20 protein-coding genes and 2 pseudogenes are annotated in these 21,522 nt (G+C 70.0%); 10 read left to right on the top strand and 12 right to left on the bottom strand.

The genetic code is table 11. The features are described 5' to 3' along the window. Nucleotides 1-7: 7 nt before the first annotated feature. Nucleotides 8-379: an ArsR/SmtB family transcription factor gene (locus STRBO_RS0122790; protein ID WP_005473395.1), complete on the top strand. Its 372-nt coding sequence runs from the start codon at nt 8-10 to the stop codon at nt 377-379. Nucleotides 380-423: 44 nt separating this feature from the next. Here the strand turns inward: STRBO_RS0122790 and STRBO_RS0122785 are convergent, their stop codons facing one another. Genes STRBO_RS0122785 through STRBO_RS0122775 form a run of 3 tightly spaced genes read right to left on the bottom strand, consistent with a single transcriptional unit; the run spans nt 424 to nt 2,560 of the window. Continuing rightward, entirely contained in the window at nt 424-1,479 is a 1,056-nt protein-coding gene (locus STRBO_RS0122785; RefSeq protein WP_005473397.1) for an ArsO family NAD(P)H-dependent flavin-containing monooxygenase, read from the bottom strand. Then, on the bottom strand, nt 1,476-2,255 hold the full coding sequence (locus STRBO_RS0122780; protein WP_005473398.1) for an aquaporin: 780 nt from the start codon (nt 2,253-2,255) through the stop codon (nt 1,476-1,478). Before STRBO_RS0122780 ends, STRBO_RS0122785 begins: the two co-directional genes overlap by 4 nt. Then, nucleotides 2,252-2,560, bottom strand: coding sequence for an ArsR/SmtB family transcription factor (locus STRBO_RS0122775; protein WP_005473400.1), 309 nt, complete (start codon nt 2,558-2,560; stop codon nt 2,252-2,254). Before STRBO_RS0122775 ends, STRBO_RS0122780 begins: the two co-directional genes overlap by 4 nt. A gap of 74 nt (nt 2,561-2,634) precedes the next feature. On the opposite strand from STRBO_RS0122775, the gene STRBO_RS0122770 reads away from it, so the two are divergent. From STRBO_RS0122770 to STRBO_RS0122760, 3 genes and pseudogenes are all read left to right on the top strand, one after another. Beyond that, nucleotides 2,635-3,267: an arsenate reductase ArsC gene (locus tag STRBO_RS0122770; protein WP_005473401.1), complete on the top strand. Its 633-nt coding sequence runs from the start codon at nt 2,635-2,637 to the stop codon at nt 3,265-3,267. Nucleotides 3,268-3,296: 29 nt separating this feature from the next. After that, on the top strand, nt 3,297-3,716 hold the full coding sequence (locus tag STRBO_RS0122765) for an arsenate reductase ArsC (protein WP_005473403.1): 420 nt from the start codon (nt 3,297-3,299) through the stop codon (nt 3,714-3,716). Beyond that, nucleotides 3,713-3,913: pseudogene (locus tag STRBO_RS0122760) on the top strand (thioredoxin reductase); the annotation flags it as partial. The gene STRBO_RS0122765 and the pseudogene STRBO_RS0122760, both read left to right, overlap by 4 nt. Before the next feature lie 288 nt (nt 3,914-4,201). On the opposite strand, the gene STRBO_RS0122755 reads toward STRBO_RS0122760, so the two are convergent. Then, nucleotides 4,202-5,689, bottom strand: coding sequence for a carotenoid oxygenase family protein (locus STRBO_RS0122755; protein ID WP_005473405.1), 1,488 nt, complete (start codon nt 5,687-5,689; stop codon nt 4,202-4,204). Nucleotides 5,690-5,835: 146 nt separating this feature from the next. On the opposite strand from STRBO_RS0122755, the gene STRBO_RS0122750 reads away from it, so the two are divergent. Next, nucleotides 5,836-6,384: a MarR family winged helix-turn-helix transcriptional regulator gene (locus STRBO_RS0122750; protein ID WP_245170601.1), complete on the top strand. Its 549-nt coding sequence runs from the start codon at nt 5,836-5,838 to the stop codon at nt 6,382-6,384. Nucleotides 6,385-6,684: 300 nt separating this feature from the next. On the opposite strand, the gene STRBO_RS0122745 is transcribed toward STRBO_RS0122750, so the two are convergent. The 3 genes from STRBO_RS0122745 to STRBO_RS0122735 are packed head-to-tail and all read right to left on the bottom strand — an operon-like array spanning nt 6,685 to nt 9,228. Beyond that, a complete protein-coding gene (locus STRBO_RS0122745; RefSeq protein WP_005473407.1) occupies nt 6,685-7,839 on the bottom strand; it encodes an NAD(P)/FAD-dependent oxidoreductase in 1,155 nt (384 codons plus the stop codon). After that, nucleotides 7,836-8,030 carry a ferredoxin gene (locus STRBO_RS0122740; RefSeq protein ID WP_005473408.1) on the bottom strand — a complete coding sequence of 65 codons (195 nt, stop codon included), beginning with the start codon at nt 8,028-8,030 and terminating at the stop codon, nt 7,836-7,838. Before STRBO_RS0122740 ends, STRBO_RS0122745 begins: the two co-directional genes overlap by 4 nt. A gap of 1 nt (nt 8,031) precedes the next feature. After that, nucleotides 8,032-9,228 carry a cytochrome P450 gene (locus STRBO_RS0122735; RefSeq protein WP_037627491.1) on the bottom strand — a complete coding sequence of 399 codons (1,197 nt, stop codon included), beginning with the start codon at nt 9,226-9,228 and terminating at the stop codon, nt 8,032-8,034. A 211-nt stretch (nt 9,229-9,439) separates the two neighbouring features. Here STRBO_RS0122735 and STRBO_RS0122730 point away from each other — a divergent pair, with 211 nt between their 5' ends. After that, on the top strand, nt 9,440-10,081 hold the full coding sequence (locus STRBO_RS0122730; RefSeq protein WP_005473412.1) for a TetR/AcrR family transcriptional regulator: 642 nt from the start codon (nt 9,440-9,442) through the stop codon (nt 10,079-10,081). Here STRBO_RS0122730 and STRBO_RS46000 read toward each other — a convergent pair. Further along, nucleotides 9,985-10,413 (bottom strand): DDE-type integrase/transposase/recombinase, encoded by a 429-nt coding sequence (locus STRBO_RS46000; RefSeq protein ID WP_483414625.1) that lies wholly within the window; start codon nt 10,411-10,413, stop codon nt 9,985-9,987. The two genes, STRBO_RS0122730 and STRBO_RS46000, sit on opposite strands and share 97 nt — an antisense overlap. Continuing rightward, nucleotides 10,399-10,491 (bottom strand): annotated as a pseudogene (locus tag STRBO_RS45995) (IS3 family transposase); the annotation flags it as partial. The gene STRBO_RS46000 and the pseudogene STRBO_RS45995, both read right to left, overlap by 15 nt. Before the next feature lie 429 nt (nt 10,492-10,920). Here STRBO_RS45995 and STRBO_RS0122720 point away from each other — a divergent pair. Together STRBO_RS0122720 and STRBO_RS0122715 are read left to right on the top strand one after the other, a co-directional pair. Continuing rightward, nucleotides 10,921-12,111: an acyl-CoA dehydrogenase family protein gene (locus tag STRBO_RS0122720; RefSeq protein WP_028796804.1), complete on the top strand. Its 1,191-nt coding sequence runs from the start codon at nt 10,921-10,923 to the stop codon at nt 12,109-12,111. 11 nt (nt 12,112-12,122) lie between these two features. Continuing rightward, complete coding sequence (locus tag STRBO_RS0122715; protein WP_020114812.1) at nt 12,123-12,680, top strand: flavin reductase family protein; 558 nt, start codon at nt 12,123-12,125, stop codon at nt 12,678-12,680. Between the two features lie 287 nt (nt 12,681-12,967). Here the strand turns inward: STRBO_RS0122715 and STRBO_RS0122710 are convergent, their stop codons facing one another. The 3 genes from STRBO_RS0122710 to STRBO_RS0122700 form a co-directional block, all read right to left on the bottom strand. Beyond that, nucleotides 12,968-14,230 carry an MFS transporter gene (locus tag STRBO_RS0122710; protein WP_005473417.1) on the bottom strand — a complete coding sequence of 421 codons (1,263 nt, stop codon included), beginning with the start codon at nt 14,228-14,230 and terminating at the stop codon, nt 12,968-12,970. A 160-nt stretch (nt 14,231-14,390) separates the two neighbouring features. Beyond that, nucleotides 14,391-14,942 (bottom strand): TetR/AcrR family transcriptional regulator, encoded by a 552-nt coding sequence (locus tag STRBO_RS0122705; RefSeq protein ID WP_020114810.1) that lies wholly within the window; start codon nt 14,940-14,942, stop codon nt 14,391-14,393. Nucleotides 14,943-15,049: 107 nt separating this feature from the next. Then, complete coding sequence (locus tag STRBO_RS0122700) at nt 15,050-18,745, bottom strand: family 78 glycoside hydrolase catalytic domain (protein WP_020114809.1); 3,696 nt, start codon at nt 18,743-18,745, stop codon at nt 15,050-15,052. A 650-nt stretch (nt 18,746-19,395) separates the two neighbouring features. Here STRBO_RS0122700 and STRBO_RS0122695 point away from each other — a divergent pair. Both STRBO_RS0122695 and STRBO_RS0122690 read left to right on the top strand, forming a co-directional pair. Continuing rightward, entirely contained in the window at nt 19,396-20,613 is a 1,218-nt protein-coding gene (locus tag STRBO_RS0122695) for a glycoside hydrolase family 1 protein (RefSeq protein WP_005473423.1), read from the top strand. Between the two features lie 26 nt (nt 20,614-20,639). Then, on the top strand, nt 20,640-21,461 hold the full coding sequence (locus STRBO_RS0122690) for an SDR family NAD(P)-dependent oxidoreductase (protein ID WP_005473425.1): 822 nt from the start codon (nt 20,640-20,642) through the stop codon (nt 21,459-21,461). The last annotated feature ends 61 nt before the right edge of the window (nt 21,462-21,522 follow it).

Raw genomic sequence — 21,522 nt, 5'->3', positions numbered from 1 at the left:
TAGGCGCATGTCGAATGCCAAGGTGCTGCCGCTGCTCGAGCCCGCCGACCAGAGCGCGGCGCCGTGCTGCCCGCCGCTCACCGAGCGACCGTTCACCGCCCAGGAGGCGGAGACGGCCGCCCGGATGTTCAAGGCGCTCGGTGACCCCGTCCGACTGCGTCTGTTCTCCGCGGTCGCCTCGCACGAGGGCGGCGAGGCGTGCGTGTGCGACATCTCCGACGTCGGCGTCTCGCAGCCGACCGTCTCCCACCACCTGAAAAAGCTCAAAGAAGCCGGCCTGCTCACCTCCGAGCGGCGCGGCACCTGGGTCTACTACCGCGTCGAGCCGTCCGTGCTCGCCGCCATGGGCAAGCTGCTGACCACGGCGGTCACAGCCTGACCTCGGCGGCGGGGCGGACCTGGCCTTCGGGAGCGGAGCGGGACCTACAGCAGTTCGGTGATCCGGCGTGCCGCGTCGCGGGCGGGGCGGCCCACCCCGATCAGCGTGGCGGAGGCCGGTCCGGTCCAGTCGCCGTAGCCGAGCAGGTGCAGACGCGGCTCGTGCACGGCGCGCGTGCCCTCGGTCAGGATGTGGCCCCGTGCCTGCCGAAGGCCCAGCGGGTTCAGGTGGGACAGCGCCGGGCGAAAGCCGGTGCACCAGATGACGGCGTCCGCGTCAGCGCGTGAGCCGTCGGCCCATTCGATGCCCCTCTCGGTGAGCCGGGTGAACATCGGCCGCGGCTGCAGCAGACCGGCATCGCGGGCGGCGCGTACAGGAGGAACGGCGACGATGTCCCCGAGTGAGGCAACGCCGCCGGTATCGGTGCGGCCCGCGTCCAGGGCGCGGCGGCGGGCGGTGGCGACGTCGAACAGCACCCGGCCGTCGATGTCGTCGGCGAGGTAACGCGGTGGGCGCTGCGTGACCCACATCGGCTCCGCCCCGTTGAGGGCGAGGTCGGCGGCGATCTGCGCGCCGGAGTTGCCGCCGCCGACCACGACGACGCGCCGGCCGGCGAAGTCGGCCGGGCGGCGGTAGCCGACGGTGTGCAGCTGGCGGCCGGTGAACGCCCTGGCGCCGGAAACGGCGGGGAGAAAGGGCCGCGACCAGGTCCCGGTGGCGCTGATCACCGCCCGCGCCCGCCACATACCGGAGTCGGTCTCGACACGCAGCAGCGGACCGTCCCGGTGTACGGCCTCAGCCCGGACGCCTCTCTGGATCGGCAGCTCATAGCGCTTCTCGTAGTCGGCGAGGTAGGCCACCACGTGCCCGGCGTCCGGGAAGGTCTCGCCGGGCTGGAGCGGCATGAGGCGGCCGGGCAGGGAGGAGTAGGCGGCCGGGGAGAACAGGTGCAGGGAGGCCCAGGTGTGCTGCCAGGCGCCGCCCGGCGTGGACTGGGCGTCCAGGACGACGAAGTCCACGCCCAGGCGGCGCAGGTGGTAGCCGGCGGCGAGTCCGGCCTGGCCGCCGCCGATCACCACCACCTGCGTGCTGGAGCTCATTCGGCCGGTCGTGGGGGCATGAAGATGAGGGCCACCAGGGCCAGTCCGACTACGCCGCCGATGATTTGCATGCCGATGAAGCCCAGGAGCGAGCCGGGCGCGATGCCCGCGAAGGTGTCGGTGAAGGCGCGGCCGATGGTCACCGCCGGGTTGGCGAACGACGTGGAGGAGGTGAACCAGTACGCGGCGCCGATGTAGGAGGCGACGGCCACAGGCGCGTACTGCAATCGGTCGGCTCGGGCCAGGCCGAAGATCAGCAGGATCAGACCGGCCGTCGCGACGACTTCACCGAGCAGCAGGTGCCCGGCGGAGCGGTCGTGCGTGGACCACTCCACCAGCGGCCTGCCGAACATCGCGTCCGCCAGGATCGCGCCCGCGATCGCGCCGACGATCTGCGCGGGCACGTACACCGCCACCTCGCGCAGGGTGACCCCGGCGCCCCCGCGGCGCGCCGTCCACCACTCGGCCAGGGTGACGACCGGGTTGAAGTGCGCGCCGGAGACCGGGCCGAGCAGCAGGATGAGGATGCCGAGGCCGAAGACGGTGGCCGTGGAGTTGGCCAGCAGCTGCAGGCCGACGTCCTTGGTCAGTTCGGTGGCCTGGATGCCGGAACCGACCACGACCGCCACCAGCAGCGCCGTGCCTATGAGTTCGGCGGCGGCACGGGCGACCAGCGGCCTGCGCGGCGGGGTGGCACCGGGCGCGGGCGCGACGGAGCCGGGTTCGGCGGCGGGTCTCGCGGACTCCGCGGTCGCGGCGGCTTCGGCGGGGGTCATGGGCAGGCCCTCTTGTTCTCGGCAGCGGTACGGGCGGAGGCGGCCAGCGCGGCGAACTGCTCCGACAGCCCGGCCAGGACCTCGGACCTGAGCTTGAAGTAGGTGAACCGGCCGCAGGGCTCGGTCTCCACGATCCCGGCCTCGCGCAGCACCTTCATGTGGTTGGACAGGTTGGTCTGCCTGGCTCCGGTCTCCTCCACCAAATGCGTCATGCAGAGCGTCTCGCGCGCCAGCAGGGTCACGATCTTCAGGCGGAGCGGATCACCCAACACCCGGATCACATCAGGATCGACTGAAGTCAGCATGCCCTGATACTGTCACATCACCTCGCGCTGATACCAGCGTGGGATGACTTGTTGGGCGCGTCGAAGGAGTTCCCGTGTCCGCCTCCGCTCTACCCCTCCTGCCCGACCAGCGCCTGGCCGCCGGAGTCGCCCGCCTCGCCACCCGGCACGCCGGCCGCTTCTCCGCCGAGACCGTCCAGGCACTGCTCACCGACTCCTACAGCCTGCTGGCCGCCACCGCGCAAGTGCGCACGCACCTGGTCGTGCTGGCCGAACGCTTCACCGCGGAACGCCTGGACGCTCTCGCCCACGTCCAGGGCGCCCCCGGCAGCGGGCTGCCGCGCGTGCTGTTCGTCTGCAGCCACAACGCGGGCCGCTCCCAACTCGCCGCCGCCCTCCTCACGCACCGCGCCGTAGGCCGGGTCACCGTCTCTTCGGCCGGCACACACCCCGCCCCTGAGGTGGAGCCGTTCATCGAGCAGGTCCTCACCGAGGCCGGTGCCGACGCCGCCGGGGCGTTTCCCAAGCCGCTGACCGATGAGATCGTGCGGGCTGCCGACATCGTCATCACCATGGGCTGCGGCGACGCCTGCCCGATCGTGCCCGGCCGCCGCTACCTGGACTGGCCCGTCGCCGACCCCGACGGCGCCGAGCTAGCCGTAGTCCGCGCCATCCGCGACGCGATCGACGCCCACATCACCGAACTTCTGTCCTCCCTTCCCGCCTGAACCGCCCGCTGATCCTGAAGGAAGAACCCATGTCCACCGCCCCGCTCGCCTCCGTGCTCTTCGTCTGCGTCCACAACGCGGGCCGTTCGCAGATGGCCGCCGGATTCCTCACCCACCTCGCGGGCGACCGGATCGAGGTCCGCTCCGCCGGCTCCCTCCCGGGCGACCAGGTCAACCCGGCCGCCGTCGAAGCGATGAAGGAAGTCGGCGTCGACATCGCCGGCGCCAAGCCGAAGATCCTCACCACCGAGGCCGTCCAGGCATCCGACTACGTCATCACCATGGGCTGCGGCGACGCCTGCCCCATCTTCCCCGGCAAGAAGTACCTCGACTGGGCCCTCGAGGACCCGGCCGGCAAGGGCGTCGAGTCCGTCCGCCCGATCCGCGACGAGATCAAGACCCGCATCGAGGCCCTGCTCGCCGAGATCGACGCCAAGCAGGAGACGTGAGCGGTACGACCGCCGACGGCGTGCGGGACGTGGTCATCATCGGCTCCGGTCCGGCCGTATACACCGCCGCCCTCTACACCGCCCTCGCCGAACTCAGGCCGCTCGTCTTCGGCGGCGCGATCTTCGCCGGCGGCGCCCTCACCACGACGACCGAGGTCGAGAACTTCCCCGGCTTCCCCGTGGATCAGGGCGGGCCGCCACCGCCGGCGCACCCGTAGCGGTCGGCGTCCTGCCGACCGGCCCGTCACGCGGGATTGAAATGCACGGCCAAGAACGCGGAACCGGCTCCTCACATGTGCGCAAGCGGCCCCGCAGGTAGTGCTCGGATGCGGCCGGGTCCTGGACCGCACAGAGACGGTTGCGCCGTCCTGCCGGGGCGCATGAGGTGTCCGGGACGCGGCCGTGAACACCGGCCGACGGCCGCTCCGGACGTACGCGGACGACAAACCTGGCTGTCAGCTCGCGTTGGTGCCTCCTGCTGGAGGTCAGCCGGCCTGGACGAGGTGCTCGGGGACCCAGGTCCCGTGGATGCCGCTGCGCAGGCGGAGGGGTAGGTGGAGAGTGGCCACAGGACCGGCGGCCAGATCGGCGGTGTCGAGGATGAGCAGGTCGTTCAGCATCGTGGTCCAGTTGTTGGCCAGGGCCAGGAGATAGCCGTCGCCCTCGGGGGCGTCGTCGCTGCGGGGCACGAACACCGGCTCCTGGAAGGTGAAGTGTTCGGGCAGGACGTACTGGCCGGTGGCCTGCTGCTTGTCGAAGTCATAGCGGATGATCGTGTTGAGGGCCTGTATGCCGTCAGCGTTCTTGTGCTCGTCACCGATGACACGCGCCCCCGTGAACCCGATGCGGTGCCGACCCGTTTCCACCCGGTCGTCGATGAGCGGGAATTCGGCGAACTCCGGCTGGAGTACCTGCTCTTCGAAGCCCTTGCCGTCGTCGGCCGCGTAGTCGGCCGTCCAGCGGGTGATCCTGGATACCCCCTTGGTGACGTCATACACGAGCGTGTCGGGATACAGGAACGGGGCCGGCTGAGCCTCTGCGACACAGCCGTCGATGTGGATCACGGTGCCTTCGTTGTAGGCGTTGAAAAAGTGGTAGGCGAACCGGGCCGGGCCGCGGTACCAGCGGATCTGGTCCGCGGCGCCGTAGCGGGGCATCACTCCGAGGCAGGTTTCCTTGGACGGGTCCCACTGCCAGTGCGGTCCGCACGCCTTGAGCCGGTCGAGGTCGGCGGTGGTGGGCATCACCGGGAAGATCACATAGTCCTGGGTGACGACGAAGTCGTGGATCATGCTGGTGTACGGGGCCACCAACCACACCTCGTGCAGGACCTTGCCGTGGGCGTCGAGGACGTAGTACGCGATGTCCCGGCTGGCCAGGCCCTTCGCCTCGTATCCGAAGGCGAACATCTCACCTGTCACGGGGTCGACGCGGGGATGGGCGGTGAAGGTCGGGCTGCTGACCCCACCGCCGAAGTCCCATTCCCCGTAGGTCTCCAGGGAGTCGGTGTCGATCCGCGTGGGACGGGCGTCCTCCTTCAGGACCAGGAGCTTCCCGGCGTGGAAGGTGACGCTGGTGTTCGCCGCCCCGCGGTTCTTGCCCGCCACGGTGACATGGTCGGTGTAGGGGTTGCGGTAGGCGCCGAACAGCGAACGGCGGGCGGCGCGTTCCAGCTTCAGCTTGTCGGTCTGCACATAGCGGCTGCGGAAGTCGACGTGGCCGTCGGCGAAGGTGAACATGCGCAACATGCCGTCGCCGTTGAAGGGGAGGTCGTCGCCGGTGCGGTTGGGGAAGGCCGGGTCGGGAGCGATCTGGTAGTAGCGGCCGCCCAAGTCGCGGGGGATATCCCCGTCGGCCTCGATCTCGAAGATGTCGGCCTCGATGCGCGAGGGGGTCGACCAGCCCGAGTACACCGGCTGGTCGGGGAACCGCATGCCCGTGCGGCTGGGGGAGGGCGTGGACGACGCTGTCATGGAAGGCCTCCGGGAGATTGCTAGACTTCTAGCGACTTGAAGTGCAGTAGAAGGCTCCCGAAACCGATATGTCAAGACACTGGCGGGCAGGAAATGAAGTGTGAGTCTCTTGTGAGGGTGCTGGTGAGGAAGGCAGAGTGGTGCCCGTGACACAAGATCCGGCCGCGCAGCGCCACGGCGAGCGTCTGGCAGCCGCCTCCGGCTTCGACCTGCCCGACGTCGATCCGCACCTGGCATCCACGTCGGTGGGTTTCAACCTGGTGCGGGTCGCGAAGAAGATCGAACGCGACATCGAAACCAACTTCGCCCGCCCCGCCGGGCTGACCTTCGCCGGCTTCCGGCTGATGACCACGCTCAAGTACGAGGGTCCGATGTCCCCGCGCAGACTCGCCGATCTGCTGAGCATCTCCACCGCGAGCGTCACATCGGCACTGCACACCCTGGAACGGGCCGGCCTGCTCACCCGGACGCCCCAGCCCGACGACGGACGCATGCTCGTCATCGCCCTCACCGAGCAGGGCAAGACCGTCATCGACGAGTTCCTGCACTGGTGGACCGTGCATCGCCAGAAGAGCTGGCTGGAGCACCTGACCCCCGACGAGGAACTCACCCTCGCCCGCCTGCTCGCCAAAGTCTCCCGGCATCAGCCCCAGCCGCTCACCGAAAGACAGCGACGGCTCGTTCCCCCGCACTGACCGGTCGCCGGGTTGCCCGGCCGATCTCCACCACGCGCAGCCCGCAGCTGCCCGAGCACCGCAGCCGACGGTGCAGCGCTGTTCCCTGTGCGCGTTGGGCGATACATCGTTCTCCTGCTACGACTGGAAAGGCGTACGGACCACCGGCTGAAGTACCCGGGTGGGTAGAGCCCGGGGCTGACGTCGCTGCGGTGGTGCGGTGGTGCGGTGGTGCGGTGAGCGACGGTCAGCGGCTGGAGCGATGATCAGCCGCTCCCGCAGATCAAGAACACGACGGTGGTGATCCGGCGGGTAGACGAATCAGGAGGTGTGTCCGAACACGGGGCGCGGCCGGGTCGGGCGAGCGGCGGGCACTCCGGCGCCGAGCCGCTTGAGTTTGATGACGGGGAGGCGGTGATTGACGGCGACGGCTGTGGCAGTGCCTGCGTCGTTCCGCCACCTCAGCAGCGCACTGCGGTCGTCCACCGAGCCGGCCAGGACTTCGGGGGTCCCGGTGAGCGGCAGCTCGCCGCTGATCTTGATGTCGAGTCCGGACTGCTCGGTCCAGAAATACGGGTCCGGTCGGTAGGGCCGGGCCGAATCCCCGTGCAGCAGGCCGGCCGCAGCCGCCCGGCCCTGCTCGACCGCGTTGGTCCAGTGCGGAGTCCGGCGTCCCTGCCGGGACACGACGTCCCCGGCGGCGACCACGCCGGGAGCGACGCGGCAGCACGTGTCGGCGATGAGGCCGCCGGCGGCGTCCAGTGGCAGGCCGGAGTCCTTCAGCCAGTCGGTGTTCGGTATGTCTCCCACCGCGCACACGATCACGTCGGCTTCGAGGACCTGCTTGCCACAGCGCACACGGTGTTCGCCCAGGACGTCGACGCCGTCCGGCGCGACCCGGACACGTATGCCGTGATCCCGCGCGGCCGCGACGGCGAGATCGGCCAGCCATGGTCCGAGGAGCCTGAGCAACGGTGGGGCGAGGTCGACCACTGTGACGTCCACACCCAGGGCGCGGCAGGTCGTGGCGATCTCCATGCCGAGGAAGCCGCCACCCAGCACGACCGCGCTCCGGGCGACGGCAAGCCGGGAAGCGAGGGCCGAGGCGTCATCGAGGGTGCGCAGCGCCAGATCGTCGCGGCCGGTCAGGCGACGGGCCCTGGCACCGGTCGCGACGACCAGCCCGTCGTACGGCACCTGCGTGCCGTCGGCCAGCGTCACCACACGGCCGAAAGCGTCCAGTTGTACGGCCCGTGCCCCGGTGCGGAACTCGATGCCCTCGCCCGGAGGAGGAAGCAGGGCCGATCCCACGGGTTCCCGGCCGGCGAGGACACTCTTGGACAGCGGGACCCGCGAGTAGGGCTGGTGAAGCTCATCGGAAAGGACGGTCACCTGTCCGTCGAACCCCTCCGTCCGCAGGCTCTCCGCTGCCATCAGCGCGGCAATGGACCCGCCGACCACGACGATCCGCTTCACGACTGGACCTTCAGGGCCGCGACGGGGCAGACCCGCACTGCGGCGGCGACGGCGCTCTCGCGCTCCGCAGCCACCTCCTCGTGGGTCAGGTGCAGTTCGCCCTCGTCATCGAGCCGGAACACGTCGGGCGCGGTCTGCTCACACAGTCCGTGGCCCTCGCAACGGTCGAAGTCCACCACGATCCTCGACATCTCACTTCCCTTCCGCGCGTACCGTGACGGGGAGCGAGGCCAGGCCCCTGATCACGTTGTTGAGCTTGCGGACCGGCTCGCCCGCGAGTTCGATCGACGATGCGCGCCGCACCAGCGCGCCGAGCATCGCCTGTGCCTCCATACGGGCCAGCCCCTGGCCGGCGCAGCCGTGGACGCCGTAGCCGAAGCCGACGTGGTCGACCGGGTTGCGGCGGACGAGGAACTCCTCGGGGCGCTCCCACTTGCGTTCGTCCCGGTTGGCCGAGGCCCAGGACAGCAGGACTTTGGCGTCGGCGGGGATGGTGATGCCCTCGATGTCCACCGGCTGGGTGGTGCGCCGGAAGAAGCCCTGTGCGGGGGACTCCAGCCGCAGTGACTCTTCGAACGCGGGTCCGAGGAGCGCCGGTTCCGCGCGCACCTCCTGGTATGCCTCGGGATGCCGGGCGAAGACGAGGATGGTGTTGCCGATGCCGTTGATGGTGGTGTCCATGCTCGCGACCACGTACGCGGACAACAGGGGCACCACGGAGGCCGACTCGATGTCTCCCCGGTCCGCGGCCTGGTAGACGGCGGCGGCCCAGCCGTCAGGGCGGAGGTTCTCCGGCACCATCACCGTGTTCAAATACTCGAACATCTGACCGACAAAAGGAAGGGATGCCTGGGCGCGGGCATTGAACGGGCCGAAGGTGTTGAACGCCGCGTCCGCGAACGACAGCAGCGGGCCCCTGGCTTCCTCGGTGAGCCCGATCAGGTCGGCGACCACGGTCACCGGGAACACCGCGGCAAGATCCGCCACGGCGTCGAAATCGCCCTTGGCCACGGCGTCGGCGACCAGGCCGTCCGCGAGGTCGGCAATCCGGGTGCGGAGCTTGGCCAGGGCCTTGGGGGCAAGCTTGTCGGACAGCACCGCCCGAAGCCGGGTGTGGTCCGGCGGGTCGCTGGCCAGCACGCTTCCCTTCATCTGGGCGTTGAACTGGTCCTCGTAGGCCACACCCTGGGCGGACGAGAACCGTTCGTGGTCGGCCAGGGCCGCGCGGACGTGGTCGTAGCGGGGAAGGACCCACGCGTCGTAGGTGGTCAGCCGTACCGCGGGGCCGGCTTCCCGGAGCCGGCGGAGAGCCGGGTACGGGTCGTGCAACACCTCGTCGGCGAACAGGTCGACGTCGGAGGTGGGCACAGGCAAGGTCGCATGCGTCACGGCGGACTCTCCTTTGAGTGTTGTTGCGTCTGCGGCCCGCCGAGGCACCCCGTGGTTCTCGCGACCCCAGAAGAAACCGTAGTGTGCACTACGATTAGCGGGAAGCATCCGACTCGCGGTGGGGCTCTGTCAATGGCGGCGGCGTGCATTCCACGGCGTATCGGCAAGCCGGATGCCGGCGATTCACGGGGAGAATGGCGGCGTGACAGCCATGGACAGGAACAGCGAGCTTGCGATACGTCCGCCGCTGCAGGAACGGACCCGGCAGGCATGGACCCGGATCCTCGAGGCGGGCGCCGCGATCATCGAGGAGGGCGGGTACGAGGCTTTCACCATCGCGGCTGTCTGCGAGCGCGCCAAGGTCGCACCACGGGCCATCTACGACCGTACGACCAGCAAGGAGGCCCTCTTCCTGGCCGTCTACGAGCACGGTCTCAGCCGTATCCGCGCGGACGAGGAGGTTTTCGACCGCGACGAGCGCTGGGCCGGCCTCGACGCGCGCACGCTGGTGGCCGAGGCCGTCACCGAATTCGCCGGGATCTTCGAGCGCCACGCGGCGTTCCTCAAACCGATGGTGCTGCTCAGCGGAGCTCACTCGGAGGTCTACCGCCGGGCCAGTACCTACACCGCGCAGATGGCGGACCGGTTCACCGCCGTGGTGCTCGGCGCCGCGCACGAGATCACACACCCCGATCCCGAAACCGCCGTACGCCTCTGCTTCAGCACGGTCTTCGCCTCGCTCATGATGCGGGTCGGCTATGGCCCGGAATTCGCCACTCCCGCCGCCGACACCGACGCCTTCGTGCGACACCTCACCCAGACAGCGGTGCGGTACCTGTTCGGCGGTGAGTGAGCCGCCCGGCGGCAGCGCACCTCAGGCGAGGTCGCCGTCGACGGCGGACTCACCCTCCAGAACCCGCGAGAACACCCGCGCCAGACGATCTCGTGAAGCCGGGTCTCCTTCGATGTGGCTGCCGACCAGCCGACGATGCGGCGGGAGAAGGTGTCCACGACGAAGGCCACGTAGACAACGCCGGCAAACGTGGCGACGTGGGTGAAGTCGGCGACCCAGCACCGGTTCGGGGCGGGGGCGACGAAGCTGCGGTCCATGAGGTCCGGGGCCCGTTCCGCGCTCGGGTCGGTGATGGTGGTGATCACCTTCTTGCCGCGGACCGCCCCGGTGATGCCCAGTTCACGCATCAGGCGTTCGACGGTGCAGCGGGCCACATAGACGTCCCGGCGGTTGAGGTGCCGCCAGGTCTTCCGGGCTCCGTATCAGCTCGGCGTTCTCCTTCTTGAGCCGCTTCAGCTCGGCCGACTCCTCGCTCGTCGTGCCCGGACGGGCCCCGGCGTCGATGTGGTCCTGCGCCCGCCCTGCGGAGGTGTCGGCAGGCGTCGTCCAGGGCAACAGGCGTTCCCTTGGCCGTCATGCCTGCCGCACGCGACGGCCGCACGAGCCGGACCCTGCCTGAGACGGCGATCGCCTCCAGCTGGTCGGCGTCGAGGTCACGCCGGGTTCGGTACCCAGGCGCGCGGGAGCGGCGTCATGCGTCTGATGCATCACAGGCCCGAACTTCGGGTGGAGTCCCTGGTCTTTACGCCCCCCGAAACGGATACGCATGCTGGCTGACATCACTCCGTTACGTCGGTCATGACCTTCATCGGCCCACGTCGCTCTCTGGGAGAGGCACCATGACAATGTCGTCCAGCGCCGCAGTGCCGCAGCTCGAAACGCCTGACGCCGAACTGGTGGGCCGCGCCACCGGCCTGGTCCCGGTGATCCGTGAATACGCCACACAAGGTTCCGAGGCGCGTCGGGTGGCCCCCGAGGTGATCAAGGCGCTGGAGGACGCGGACGTCTTCCGTCTGCTCGTGCCCCACCGGTACGGCGGCCAGGGGGCGACGCTGCGCACCGCGGTCGAGGCCGTGGCGGAGGTGGCCCGTGGTGACGGCTCGACAGGGTGGATCGCCGCGCTGATGACCGTCGGCACGGGCTTCGCCTCGACTTCCTCCGCCCAGGCTCAGGAGGACATCTTCGGTACTAACGCCAAAGCGAAGGTATGCGGCGTCTTCTCCCCCGGCAGCAAGGCGGAGCGGGTTGACGGCGGCTACCGGGTCAGTGGCCGCTGGCCGTACGCCTCGGGTTCCTTCACCGCCGACTGGGGGTCTCTGGGCATACCCATCGAGGGCGGCGAGCTGGCGCTGGCGCTGATCCCGGCGGAGGCCTGGACGATCGAGCCGACCTGGTTCGTCGCCGGGATGCAGGGCACAGGCAGCGACACCATCGTGATCGAAGACCACTTCGTGCCCGATCACCGGATTCAGCCGGTCAAGGACATGTTCGAAGGGCGCTATCTCACGCCGCACACCGATGAGCGCATGGCGTCGATGTCCTTCAACGCGGTCGCCGCCGCCATTCTCGTCGCACCGCAGATCGGTCTGGGCCGGCACGCGCTGGAGATCACCCGGGCCAAGCTCCCCCTCAAGCCAGTGGCCTACACCAGCTACCAGGAGGCCAGGCTCTCCCCCACCCACCAGATCGGCGTCGCCCACGCGGCCACCAGGCTGCACCTGGCCGAGCTGACACTGAGCCGCATATGCCTCGACCTCGACCGGGCCGCCGACGAGCGCCGGCTGCCCGACCTGGAGACCCGCGCCCGGATCCGCAATGACACCGGCGTGGTGGCCGAACTGGTCACAGACGCGATCCGCACACTGCTGACCGCCAACGGCGCCGGTTCCTTCGCCGAGGTCAACGTGCTGAACCGCATCTGGCGGGACTCCGAGACCGCCGCCCGACATGCCCTCGTCACCCCCGAGATCGGCAGGGAGGCCTACGGCCGACTGCTGCTGGGCAACGAAGAACCGACGATCGCCCTGTGAGGACAGCGACCATGGAGAACACACCTGCCCTCACCGCGCAGCAAGGCAGCCCTGCCGCCACCGACAACCCCGTGGACTACCGGCGTGCTCTCGGGCATGTCCCTACCAGTGTGGCGGTGGTCACCGCGAGCGCCAGGTCCGGTCCCGTCGGGATGACCGTCGGCTCTTTCACCTCGGTGTCGCTGGACCCGCCCCTCATCGCCTTCTTCGTCGACCGGTCCTCCAAGACCTGGCCGCGCCTGTACGAGGCGAGCCACTTCGGTGTCAACGTCCTCGGCCACGGTCACGGCGAGCTGTGCAAGGCGTTCTCCCGGCGCAGCGAGGACCGCTTCCTCGACGTGGACTGGCACCTGTCGGCTCGCGGCCTGCCCCTCCTGGACGAGGCGATCGTCACCATGGAATGCACGAGGTTCAAGGTCGACCTCATCGGCGATCACTACCAGGTGGTAGGCCGAGTCGAGTCGCTGGAACTGCGTGCCACCGATCCCCCGCTGATCTTCCTGCGCGGCGGCTTCCTGGACCTGACCGCATCGGACACCGCGCCCGGACGCGACCAGGGGAACGGATGATCGTCGAGCGTGGCGATCTCCTGCGGCGTGAGGGTCAGCTCGGCTGAGGCCATCAGCGCCGGCACCTGTGCCTCGATCCGGCCACCGGCGACGGCTGCCGCACTCCCGGAGCGGGAGCGCAGCCGGGCGAGGGCGACGGTGGCGGCCTCGGCGCCATGGTCTTCTGCGACGTTTCGCAGGGTGTCCACCACGGCGAGTCCCAAGTCGGAGAAGTGTCCGCTCGTTCATGAGAGTCCTCCCGGGAATGGGCGCGGGATGGTGGCGGGGCCGCCTCGTGCGCGCCGCGCCTACGGCGTTGTCGTCGTCTGCCGGCCCCGGCTCGGCGCGGCGGTCGGAGAAGCGGCGCGGCCTTCCTCACGGCCGGCCGCGTAGGCGCCGAGGGCGAGGAACGCGGCCACGCCGACGAGGGCGCAGACGGCACCCCAGCCCAGTTGGGTGTAGGCGCGCGTGCCGAGCCAGGAGCCGGCGCCGGCACCGACGAAGCCGCAGGTCATGTACCCCGTGTTGAGGCGGCTTCGCACCTCGGGACGCAGGGCGAAGATGCGGGCCTGGTTGGCCACCTGGCCGCACTGTACGGCCACGTCGATCAGGAGCAGTCCCGCGGCGAGGCCGACGAATCCGGCGAGGCCGCCCGCGAGGCCGGTCAGCAGCACGGCGCCGGAGGCGAGGGCGAGCAGAATGCACCACAGGTTGACGCGATCGGCGCCATACCGGTCGACCCGGCGGCCGGCCGCGGGCGCCAGGAACATGCTGGCCGCGCCGATCAGCGCGAGCAGGCCCACCGCCTGGGTTCCCATGTCGTAGCGCGGGCCCGTGATCAGCAGAGCGACCGCGGTCCAGGCGGCGCTGAACGCACCGAAGACGGTGATCTGGAAGTAGATCGAGCGCCGCAGCAGCGGCTCGCGGCTCAAGAGCCGCAGCGTGTCGGCCAGCAGGGTGGGATAGCGGTCGCGCACGGTCGGAACACTGCGCGGCAGAGCGAAGCCGAGGGCGAGAGCCAGCAGTCCGGTGACCAGGGCCGCCACCAGGTACGGGGCGCGCCAGCCGAGGTGTTGGCCCAGTACACCGCCGAAGGCGCGGGCCAGCAGAATGCCACCGATCAGCCCGGCCTGGAGGGTGCCGGTGACAGCGCCCCGCCGCTCGGGCCCCACCAGGCCCGCGGCCATGGGCAACAGGATCTGCGGCACCACCGTGGCGACACCGACCACGGCACCGGCGGCGAGGAGTGGGCCGATGGCGGGGGCCAGACCGGCTGCCAGGAGAGCGAGCGCGGTCACGGCCAGCAACGCTGAGATCAGCGGACGGCGGGGCAGCCGATCGCCGAGCGGCACCAGCAGGAAGATACCGACGGCGTAACCGAACTGGGTGACGGTGGCCAACACGGTCGCCGCCCCCTGGCCGACGCCGAAACCGTGGGCGATCAGCGGCGTGATCGCCTGCGGGAAGTACACGTTGGCCACACCGACGCCGCAGGCCAGTGCCATCACCAGAGACAGCCGACCGCTCAGTTCCGCTGGGGTCGACGAGGCGGGCTCAGAGGTGCGGTCCATGCCACGACTCCAATCGAACGAACTGGATGGTTCGCTCTACCGTGGCACGGTGCGCGAAAGCGGTCAAGCGAACCAGTTCGTTCCCTGCCTCCAGCCCCGGCGGACCGGAACCTGCCCTACCGACGGCGTCGGCGCCCCTGTCGCGGGCCCGGCGATTCCCTCACTCGCGGGGCAGGCTCGCTACAGCTCGGGCGACCTCCCCGCGAAGGTCCTCCAGGCTGTGGCCGGGCCCGAGGACCATGCGCCGCAGCTGGGGCATGGCGATGCTCCAGCCGGCCAGGGCGAGGGTGAAGAACACGCGGGTACGGGCGTCGCCGCCCTGTCCGCCGGACGCGGCTGAGTCGACCTTGTCCTGGTAGTGGCGCGTGCGGGCCTCCTCGGCCGGGACGGGCTGTTCACCGATCTCCAAGGCCTCCCACATGACCAGCCGGAGTGCCTCGGGGTGGGCGCGGTGGTAGTCGAAGAGCCGCTCGGCGTAGCCGGGCAGATCGCCGCTGGGCGGAACGGCCTCGGCCAGGTCGGCCAGCACCCGTTCGACGACGACGGCGAACAGCTTGTTCTTGTCTCCGAAGTAGTCATAGAGGGCACGCTTGTTGGCCTTGGCCTGGGCAGCGATACGATCCACCCGGGCACCGGCGACCCCGTGCGCGGCGAACTCCGCAGTCGCCGCCGCGAGGATGCGTTCTCTGGTCGCTGCCGAGTCATATGCCATGCCTCCAGCGTAACGAACCGGTTCGTTTGCCGGCCGAGGATCACCGTGCCGTACGGCGGCTCGCATCGCCGGGACCCATCGGCGAGCGCGCCTCCCTCAGGTTCGGGTCACCCGGCGTTGAAGCGGTACCGGCCCGCCCGGGCCCGGTAGACCTTGTAGGCCGCGCCGCCCGAGGTGTCGTCGCGCACGAAGGTGACACCTCGCGGTGCGGTGACGGACTTGCCCTGAGTCGGGACCCAGATCTCCGCGTCGGTGTTGTACGGCACGGTCACCGCGAGAGCGATCCTGCCGTCCGCGCGGCGCCGCCACCGCGAGGTCACCCTGCCGCGCACGGTGTCGATGACGGCGCCGACGTGGTCGAGGGTCGCGGGTGACAGTGCGGTGTCCTGAGTGTCCTTCGGGATACGGCTGTTGACCGCGACCGAGGGGATGTACGGCCGGATCCGCAGCGTCTCGTAGGCGGTCGAGGTCGGCCTGATGCCGGCCAGGCTCTGATAGAACCAGGTGGCCACGTTGGAGCGGTAGTGGTGGTTCACCGAGAGGCGGTCGGTCCATTGCTCCCACAGCGAGGTGGCACCCCTGGCGATCTGGTGCACGTAGCCGGGCACGCCGGTCTGGGTGACAGCCTTCAGCGCGATGTCCGTGTAGCCGTATTCGCTGAGGATGTTGAACTCGTAGCGAGAGCCGTACATGTCGTTCTGGATGTGCTGGTCCGCGGCGACTATCCGGTCGGCGAGGAGCTTCGCGAGGGCCTTCTTGTTCTCCTCGACCGTTCTCGTGCCGGCGAGGTGGCGGGGATCGTCCGGCTCCAGGTCCGAACCGGGCACCAGGTCGAAGGCGATGGCCAGGGTGTTCTCGCTGGAGATGCTGCCCTGGGTGAAGTATCCCTTGGACGCGTCCCAATAGTTCGCGATGAACGCCTTGCGCAGGGTGCTCGCCAACCGTGCGTAGTGGGCGGCACGTCGGGAGCGGCCGACCTTGCGGCCCACCTCGTCCATGTAGTCGCAGAAGTGGATGTAGAAGGCGAGGCTGATGACGGCGTTGCTGCCGGGACTCTCGGCGCCGGAGTAGGCGCCGAGAGAGGCTTCGAACCGGTAGTCGTTCTCGGGGGTGAAGAGGGTCTCGTAGTACTTCAGGAGCGTGTCCTGGTGGTCGTACAGCTCGGCGAACAGGCTGCTGTTGCCGTAATACGTGTACAGCTCCATCGGGATGACGAAGTACGCCGAGTCCCAGGCGGGGACCGCCTTCCACGCGGCGTTCCAGCCGGGGGTGCGGTCGTAGCCGTAGCCGCCCTTGGCGATGGGAACGAACATGGGCAGCTGGCCGGTCGAGATCTGGTTGTCTGGGAAGTGGCGCAGCCAGTTGGTGAGGACGGCGTTGACGTCCCAGGTGAGGGATTCGGACTCGGAGCTGGCCATGGCGTCGCCGGTCCAGCCGTTCTTCTCGCGTGAGGGGGTGTCGGTGGGCTTCTGGACGAGGTTGTTCTGCTCGGCCCACTCCAGGTTCCGCTGGAGGCGGTTGAGCAGGGCGTTGTCGGTGGTGAAGCTGCCCGTGCGGGCGAAGCCGGTGCGGGCGACGCCGACGGTGAGCAGGTCCGCGTCCCGCTTCAGGTCGGGGGCGCGTCCGAGGACCGCCTCCAGGTTCATGACTTCCAGGTAGCGGAAGCCGAAGTGGCTGAACCGCTGCTCCCAGGTCTGCGTCGACGCTCTGCCGAGGGTGTAGTAGTGCGTCTGAAGGTTGGCGTCGTGCTGGAAGTTCTCCTCTTCGACGGAGAGCGGGGAGGCGGTCGTGCCGTCTCCGCCGACGATCCGGTTGCCCCCGCGGATCCGCAGGGTGAGGCCCGCCCTGTCCGGGCGTATGCCAGTGAGCTGCAGACGGACAAGGCCGGTGAGGATCTGGCCGTAGTCCAGGACCCAGTTCCCCGAGCCGGGGGCCGTCTCAGTGATCGAGACCGGGCGCAGCGTCTGGTCGACCAGCACCGGCTCCGCCTCGTGGGAGCGCAGGACGGCAGGCTTGAAGCCGTCGGGAATCGTCGTGGCGGGCAGCGCACCGTGGTACTTGGGCGAGGGGCCGGAGCAACTGCCCGGCGGGATCAGCACGGTGGCCGGGCGCCAGTCTCGGCCGGTGCGGTAGCCGACCGAGCGCCACTCCCCCAGCTGGTCCGCACGCCGGGCATCGTACTTCTCTCCCGAGTACACCGAGTCGAAGGTCGTGGGCCCGTCCGCGACGAGCCAGTCCTCGTCCGTCACGAGCGTGGTGCGGGAGCCGTCGCTGTACGTCACGATGAGCTTCGCGCGCAGACGGGGCTGTCCCACGTAGGGCGCGAGCTGCCAGTACCACTCCTGGGGCGTGGTCACGCCGTACCAGCCGCGCCCGAGTTCGGCGGCGACGACGTTCTCGCGGCCGACGTGCAGCAGTTCGGTCACGTCGAAGGTGTCGTAGAGCACCGTGCGGTCGTAGGTGCTCTGGTCGGTGAGCAGCCGGGCCACGTTGGTCCGGCCGCGGTTCGCCCGCCTGCCGTCGACGGTGATCGGGTCGCCGTTGACGGTGAAGGTGACGGTGCCCGCGGCGCTCAGGTGCAGGCGGGCCTTGGCGATGCGGCGCTCGCGGGGCAGGGTGAACGCACGGCGCAGCACGGGGGCCGGGTTGGCGATCGGCAGCACGCTGTTCTTCGACGGGATGTACGGGTTCTTGGGCGGGAAGGTCAGGCCGGCGAGGGTGCCGATGCCGTTCTCGAACGGGTTGGCGCCCGTCGTCAGGTCGGCGGAGAAGTCGGGTGCCCCGGTGCCGGTCACCTCGACACTGCGGACGGTGGCGGAGGTGCCGCCGGCGAAGCCGAAGCTGCCGTGGCGGCGGATCTGGTCCCCGGTGAGCGTACGGCTGTCGACCTCGACGCCGTTGACGGTGGTGGTCACGGTGAGCCCGCTCACCGTGACCACCACCGTGTGGTCGCTCGTCGACCAAGTGCTCTTGGTCAGCCCGGTCGAGGCGGGCAGGGGGACCGTGCCGACCGGGACGCTGCGGGTGCCCGCGGTGGTGGGGTTGGTCTCGCTCTGCGGGTCGTGGTGGTTGATCCCCCAGTCGGGCTCGGAGGTGCCGTCGTCCACCCAGGTGTTGCCGGCGTAGTGGCTGGTCCTCATGGCCAGCTGCATGTCGTCGCCGCTCTGGCGGACGGTCCAGTTGAGTCCCTCGCCCCAGGTCTTGCCGATGGGTTCGGCGCGCAGCAGCAGGGACAGCCCGCCGGCGGCGTCGGGGCCGCCACGGAAGACGACGGTGGCGGTCAGGTCCTGCCAGTCATGGTCCTGCGTCTCGCGGCCGCCGATCCACTGTGCGCCCGACCAGTCCTTCTCGCCCTTCAGCAGGCCGGTCTCCCAGGTCGCGGGCTCGCTCCAGGGCCCGGGTGCACCTTGCTCGTCCCAGGTCCGCACCCGCCAGAAGTACGTCTGCTCCGACCGCAACGCACCGCCCCCGTACGTGACTTCCGTGCTGCTGGAGCGTGCCACTCTGCCGCTGCGCCAGACGTCGGCTCTGCCCGGCCCGGTGCCGACCTGGATCTCGTACGCGGTCTGCCTGGCCACCGGAGGCACCCAGCTGAACGTCGGCGCGGTCTCCGTGCCCAGCGGTGCGACCCGGGAGTTGACCTCAAGGTCCGTGGGTGATGAACCGTTCCCGCCCGATGCCACCCCGCTCGCCGCCACTGCGCACGGCGCGGCCGCGAGCGGGAGCGAGGCCCCGGCTGCTGCGGCCGTCATGATGCCGATCACGTGTCTGCGGGTCAACGCGGTTCTGTTCTCCTCGGCCACGGCTCAGATTCCTTTCGTGTCAGCGCTCCGCGCTGCAGCAGGGGGTCCTCCCCGCCATGGGTATTGAATCGTTTCAATACCTTCCAAGTGGAAAGCTTATGAACAACTTCGGCCGAAACACAATGGCCTGGAGTCGATGACTCACGCCGGACAGGGTTCGGACAGGGTTCGGCCCGCGACGTAGACCCTCCGCATCCGGCGAGCGGAACGGCGCCATCGGCGCGGCGACGGAAGAGGTCGACGCACCCCCGTCGCCCGAGCGGCCCCGCGGTCGGCCAGACCCCGCCGGCGAGGGGGTCGGGAGCACCGAGACCGCAGGGCAGGGCCGCGGAGTGAGCCGATGACGCCGGGCCCCTGCCTCGCCGACCGTTCGGCACACACACCCGCCGGCTTCGGATAACGCTTCGGTAACGAAGTCGAAGGGCAGCCTTTCGCGCCCTTGCACGCCGGGTCTATGTTCCCACCGAAAACCAACCACCTGGTAATAGTTGGCGCCCGACCCAGCGCCCTCGCGTGCACTCCGCTTCCCGGGCGGTGTGCCCGGCACGCTCATCGGGCGGCGGCCGCCGACCACCGCGCCGTGCGACCCGCGCCGCCCGCGCCGGCGCCGTCCGGAGGGTCACCACCCGCATTCAGGAAGGCAGTCAACGATGACGATGACCGAATTCGCCCCCGGATTCCTCTGGGGAGCCTCCACCGCGCCGCACCAGATCGAAGGCAACAACCTCAACAGCGACTTCTGGGCGAACGAGGGGCACATGCCGGGCATGGAGCGCAGTGGTGACGCCTGCGACAGCTACCACCGGTATCGCGAGGACATGCGACTGCTGGCCGACGCCGGCCTCAACGCCTACCGGTTCGGCATCGAGTGGGCCCGGATCGAGCCGGTCCCCGGGATGATCTCGCGGGCGGAACTAGCCCACTACCGGCGCATGATCGAGACGGCCTTCGAGCTCGGCCTGACCCCGGTCGTGACCCTGCACCACTTCACCAGCCCGCTCTGGTTCGCTCAGGAGGGCGGCTGGCTCGGCGACCGCGCCGTGGAGCGGTTCCGGGCGTATGCCGAGGCTGTCTCCCCGATCCTCGACGGCGTCGAGTGGGTTGTCACGATGAACGAGCCGAACATGCTGGCGATCATGGTCGGCATGGCACGGGCGTTGCAGGACGACCCGCACGCGGCCGACCCGTGGCTGAGCCCCACCGTCGACGAGGAAGGCCCGCGGCCGAGGACGCCGGCCCCCGACGTGAAGATCGGCGAACGGCTGGTCGAGGCGCACCATGCCGTCCGGGAGGTGCTGCGCGAGCGCACCGGCGCCAAGGTCGGCTGGACGGTCGCCAACCGCGCCTTCGTCGCCCGCCCGGGGGCCGAGGAGAGGAAGCGGGAGTTGGAGTACATCTGGGAGGACCTCTACCTGGAGGGGTCACGCGGCGACGACTTCGTGGGCGTGCAGTCGTACTCCAGCCAGTGGGTCGGCCCGGAGGGTGTCGAGCCCCACCCGCGGGACCCCGACAACACACTCGTCGGAACCGCCTACCGGCCCGACGCCCTGGCCATCGCCGTACGGCACACCGCCGAGGTCACCGGCGGCATGCCGATCCTCGTCACCGAGAACGGCATCGCCACTCGCGACGACACCCGCCGGATCGCCTACACCGACGAGGCGTTGCGGCACCTTCAGGCGGCGATCGCCGACGGTGACGGCGTCGATGTACGCGGTTACCTGCACTGGAGCCTCCTCGACAACTACGAGTGGGGCCACTGGGCGCCGACGTTCGGGCTGGTCGAGGTCGACCGCGAGACCTTCGAGCGCCGCCCCAAGCCCAGCCTCGCCTGGCTGGGCGAGACCGCCCGTCGCGGGCTCAACTGACCTCACCCCCACCGGAAGGACACACCGTGCAGGTATCCGTACCCGACGTCTCGTCCCGATCCCTGACCGACCTCATCTCGCTGTCCGGGCGACGCGCCGTCGTGACCGGCGCGGGCCGGGGACTGGGCCGGGCCATCGCCGCACGCATGGCCGAAGCAGGCGCGGACGTGCTCGTCGCCGACATCGAACACGAGCTCGCCATCACCGTCGCCAAGGACCTCAACGCCCGCCGCCCGGGCTGCGCGATGGCCGCCCACGTGGACGTCACCGACGCAGGAAGCGTCGTCGCGGCCGCCGACCTCGCGGTCCGGGAGCTCGGCGGGGTCGACATCTGGGTCAACAACGCCGGGATCTTCCCCAGCGTCCCCGCGCTGGAGATGTCCGAGAAGACCTGGGACGAGGTGTTCGCCGTGAACACGCGCGGCGTCTTCCTCGGGTCCCGGGAGGCCGCACGCCGGATGCGCGAGGCCGGGAGCGGGGGCGTCATCGTCAACGTCGTCTCCACGGCCGGGTTCCGGGGGACGGCCCCCGGGCTCGCCGCCTACGTCGGCTCCAAGCACGCGGCGCGCGGCCTCACCCGGCAACTCGCCCTCGAATTCGCACCGCTCGGCATTCGCGTCCTGGGCGTCGCACCGACGTACGTGCCGACCGAGGGGAACATGGCCGCCGCCACCGCTGCCGGTGTCCCGCTGGACTCCGAGGCGCTCATGTCCGTCATGCAGCCGAGCATGCTGGGCCGACTCGGTGTCCCCGACGACATCGCCCGCGTGGTGCTCTTCTGCGCGAGCGATCTCGCGGCCTTCATGACGGGGAGCACGCTCCTCGCCGACGCCGGCGAAACGATCTGATCCCCCTCTCCCCCGCCAACGCCCGGTCCCCCTCGGGCCACTGCCCGCAACAACGCGTAGG

Origin of the sequence: Streptomyces bottropensis ATCC 25435 (assembly GCF_000383595.1) — a bacterium.
GTDB lineage: Bacteria > Actinomycetota > Actinomycetes > Streptomycetales > Streptomycetaceae > Streptomyces > Streptomyces bottropensis.
This window is presented reverse-complemented; position numbering and strand designations above follow the sequence as displayed.

Excerpts from the sequence above, each read along its gene's own strand:
- STRBO_RS0122790 (WP_005473395.1), top strand. The coding sequence starts at position 8 with ATGTCGAATGCCAAGGTGCTGCCGCTGCTCGAGCCCGCCGACCAGAGC.
- STRBO_RS0122785 (WP_005473397.1), bottom strand. The coding sequence starts at position 1,479 with ATGAGCTCCAGCACGCAGGTGGTGGTGATCGGCGGCGGCCAGGCCGGA.
- STRBO_RS0122780 (WP_005473398.1), bottom strand. The coding sequence starts at position 2,255 with ATGACCCCCGCCGAAGCCGCCGCGACCGCGGAGTCCGCGAGACCCGCC.
- STRBO_RS0122775 (WP_005473400.1), bottom strand. The coding sequence starts at position 2,560 with ATGCTGACTTCAGTCGATCCTGATGTGATCCGGGTGTTGGGTGATCCG.
- STRBO_RS0122765 (WP_005473403.1), top strand. The coding sequence starts at position 3,297 with ATGTCCACCGCCCCGCTCGCCTCCGTGCTCTTCGTCTGCGTCCACAAC.
- STRBO_RS0122755 (WP_005473405.1), bottom strand. The coding sequence starts at position 5,689 with ATGACAGCGTCGTCCACGCCCTCCCCCAGCCGCACGGGCATGCGGTTC.
- STRBO_RS0122740 (WP_005473408.1), bottom strand. The coding sequence starts at position 8,030 with ATGTCGAGGATCGTGGTGGACTTCGACCGTTGCGAGGGCCACGGACTG.
- STRBO_RS0122730 (WP_005473412.1), top strand. The coding sequence starts at position 9,440 with ATGGACAGGAACAGCGAGCTTGCGATACGTCCGCCGCTGCAGGAACGG.
- STRBO_RS0122720 (WP_028796804.1), top strand. The coding sequence starts at position 10,921 with ATGACAATGTCGTCCAGCGCCGCAGTGCCGCAGCTCGAAACGCCTGAC.
- STRBO_RS0122715 (WP_020114812.1), top strand. The coding sequence starts at position 12,123 with ATGGAGAACACACCTGCCCTCACCGCGCAGCAAGGCAGCCCTGCCGCC.
- STRBO_RS0122710 (WP_005473417.1), bottom strand. The coding sequence starts at position 14,230 with ATGGACCGCACCTCTGAGCCCGCCTCGTCGACCCCAGCGGAACTGAGC.
- STRBO_RS0122705 (WP_020114810.1), bottom strand. The coding sequence starts at position 14,942 with ATGGCATATGACTCGGCAGCGACCAGAGAACGCATCCTCGCGGCGGCG.
- STRBO_RS0122695 (WP_005473423.1), top strand. The coding sequence starts at position 19,396 with ATGACGATGACCGAATTCGCCCCCGGATTCCTCTGGGGAGCCTCCACC.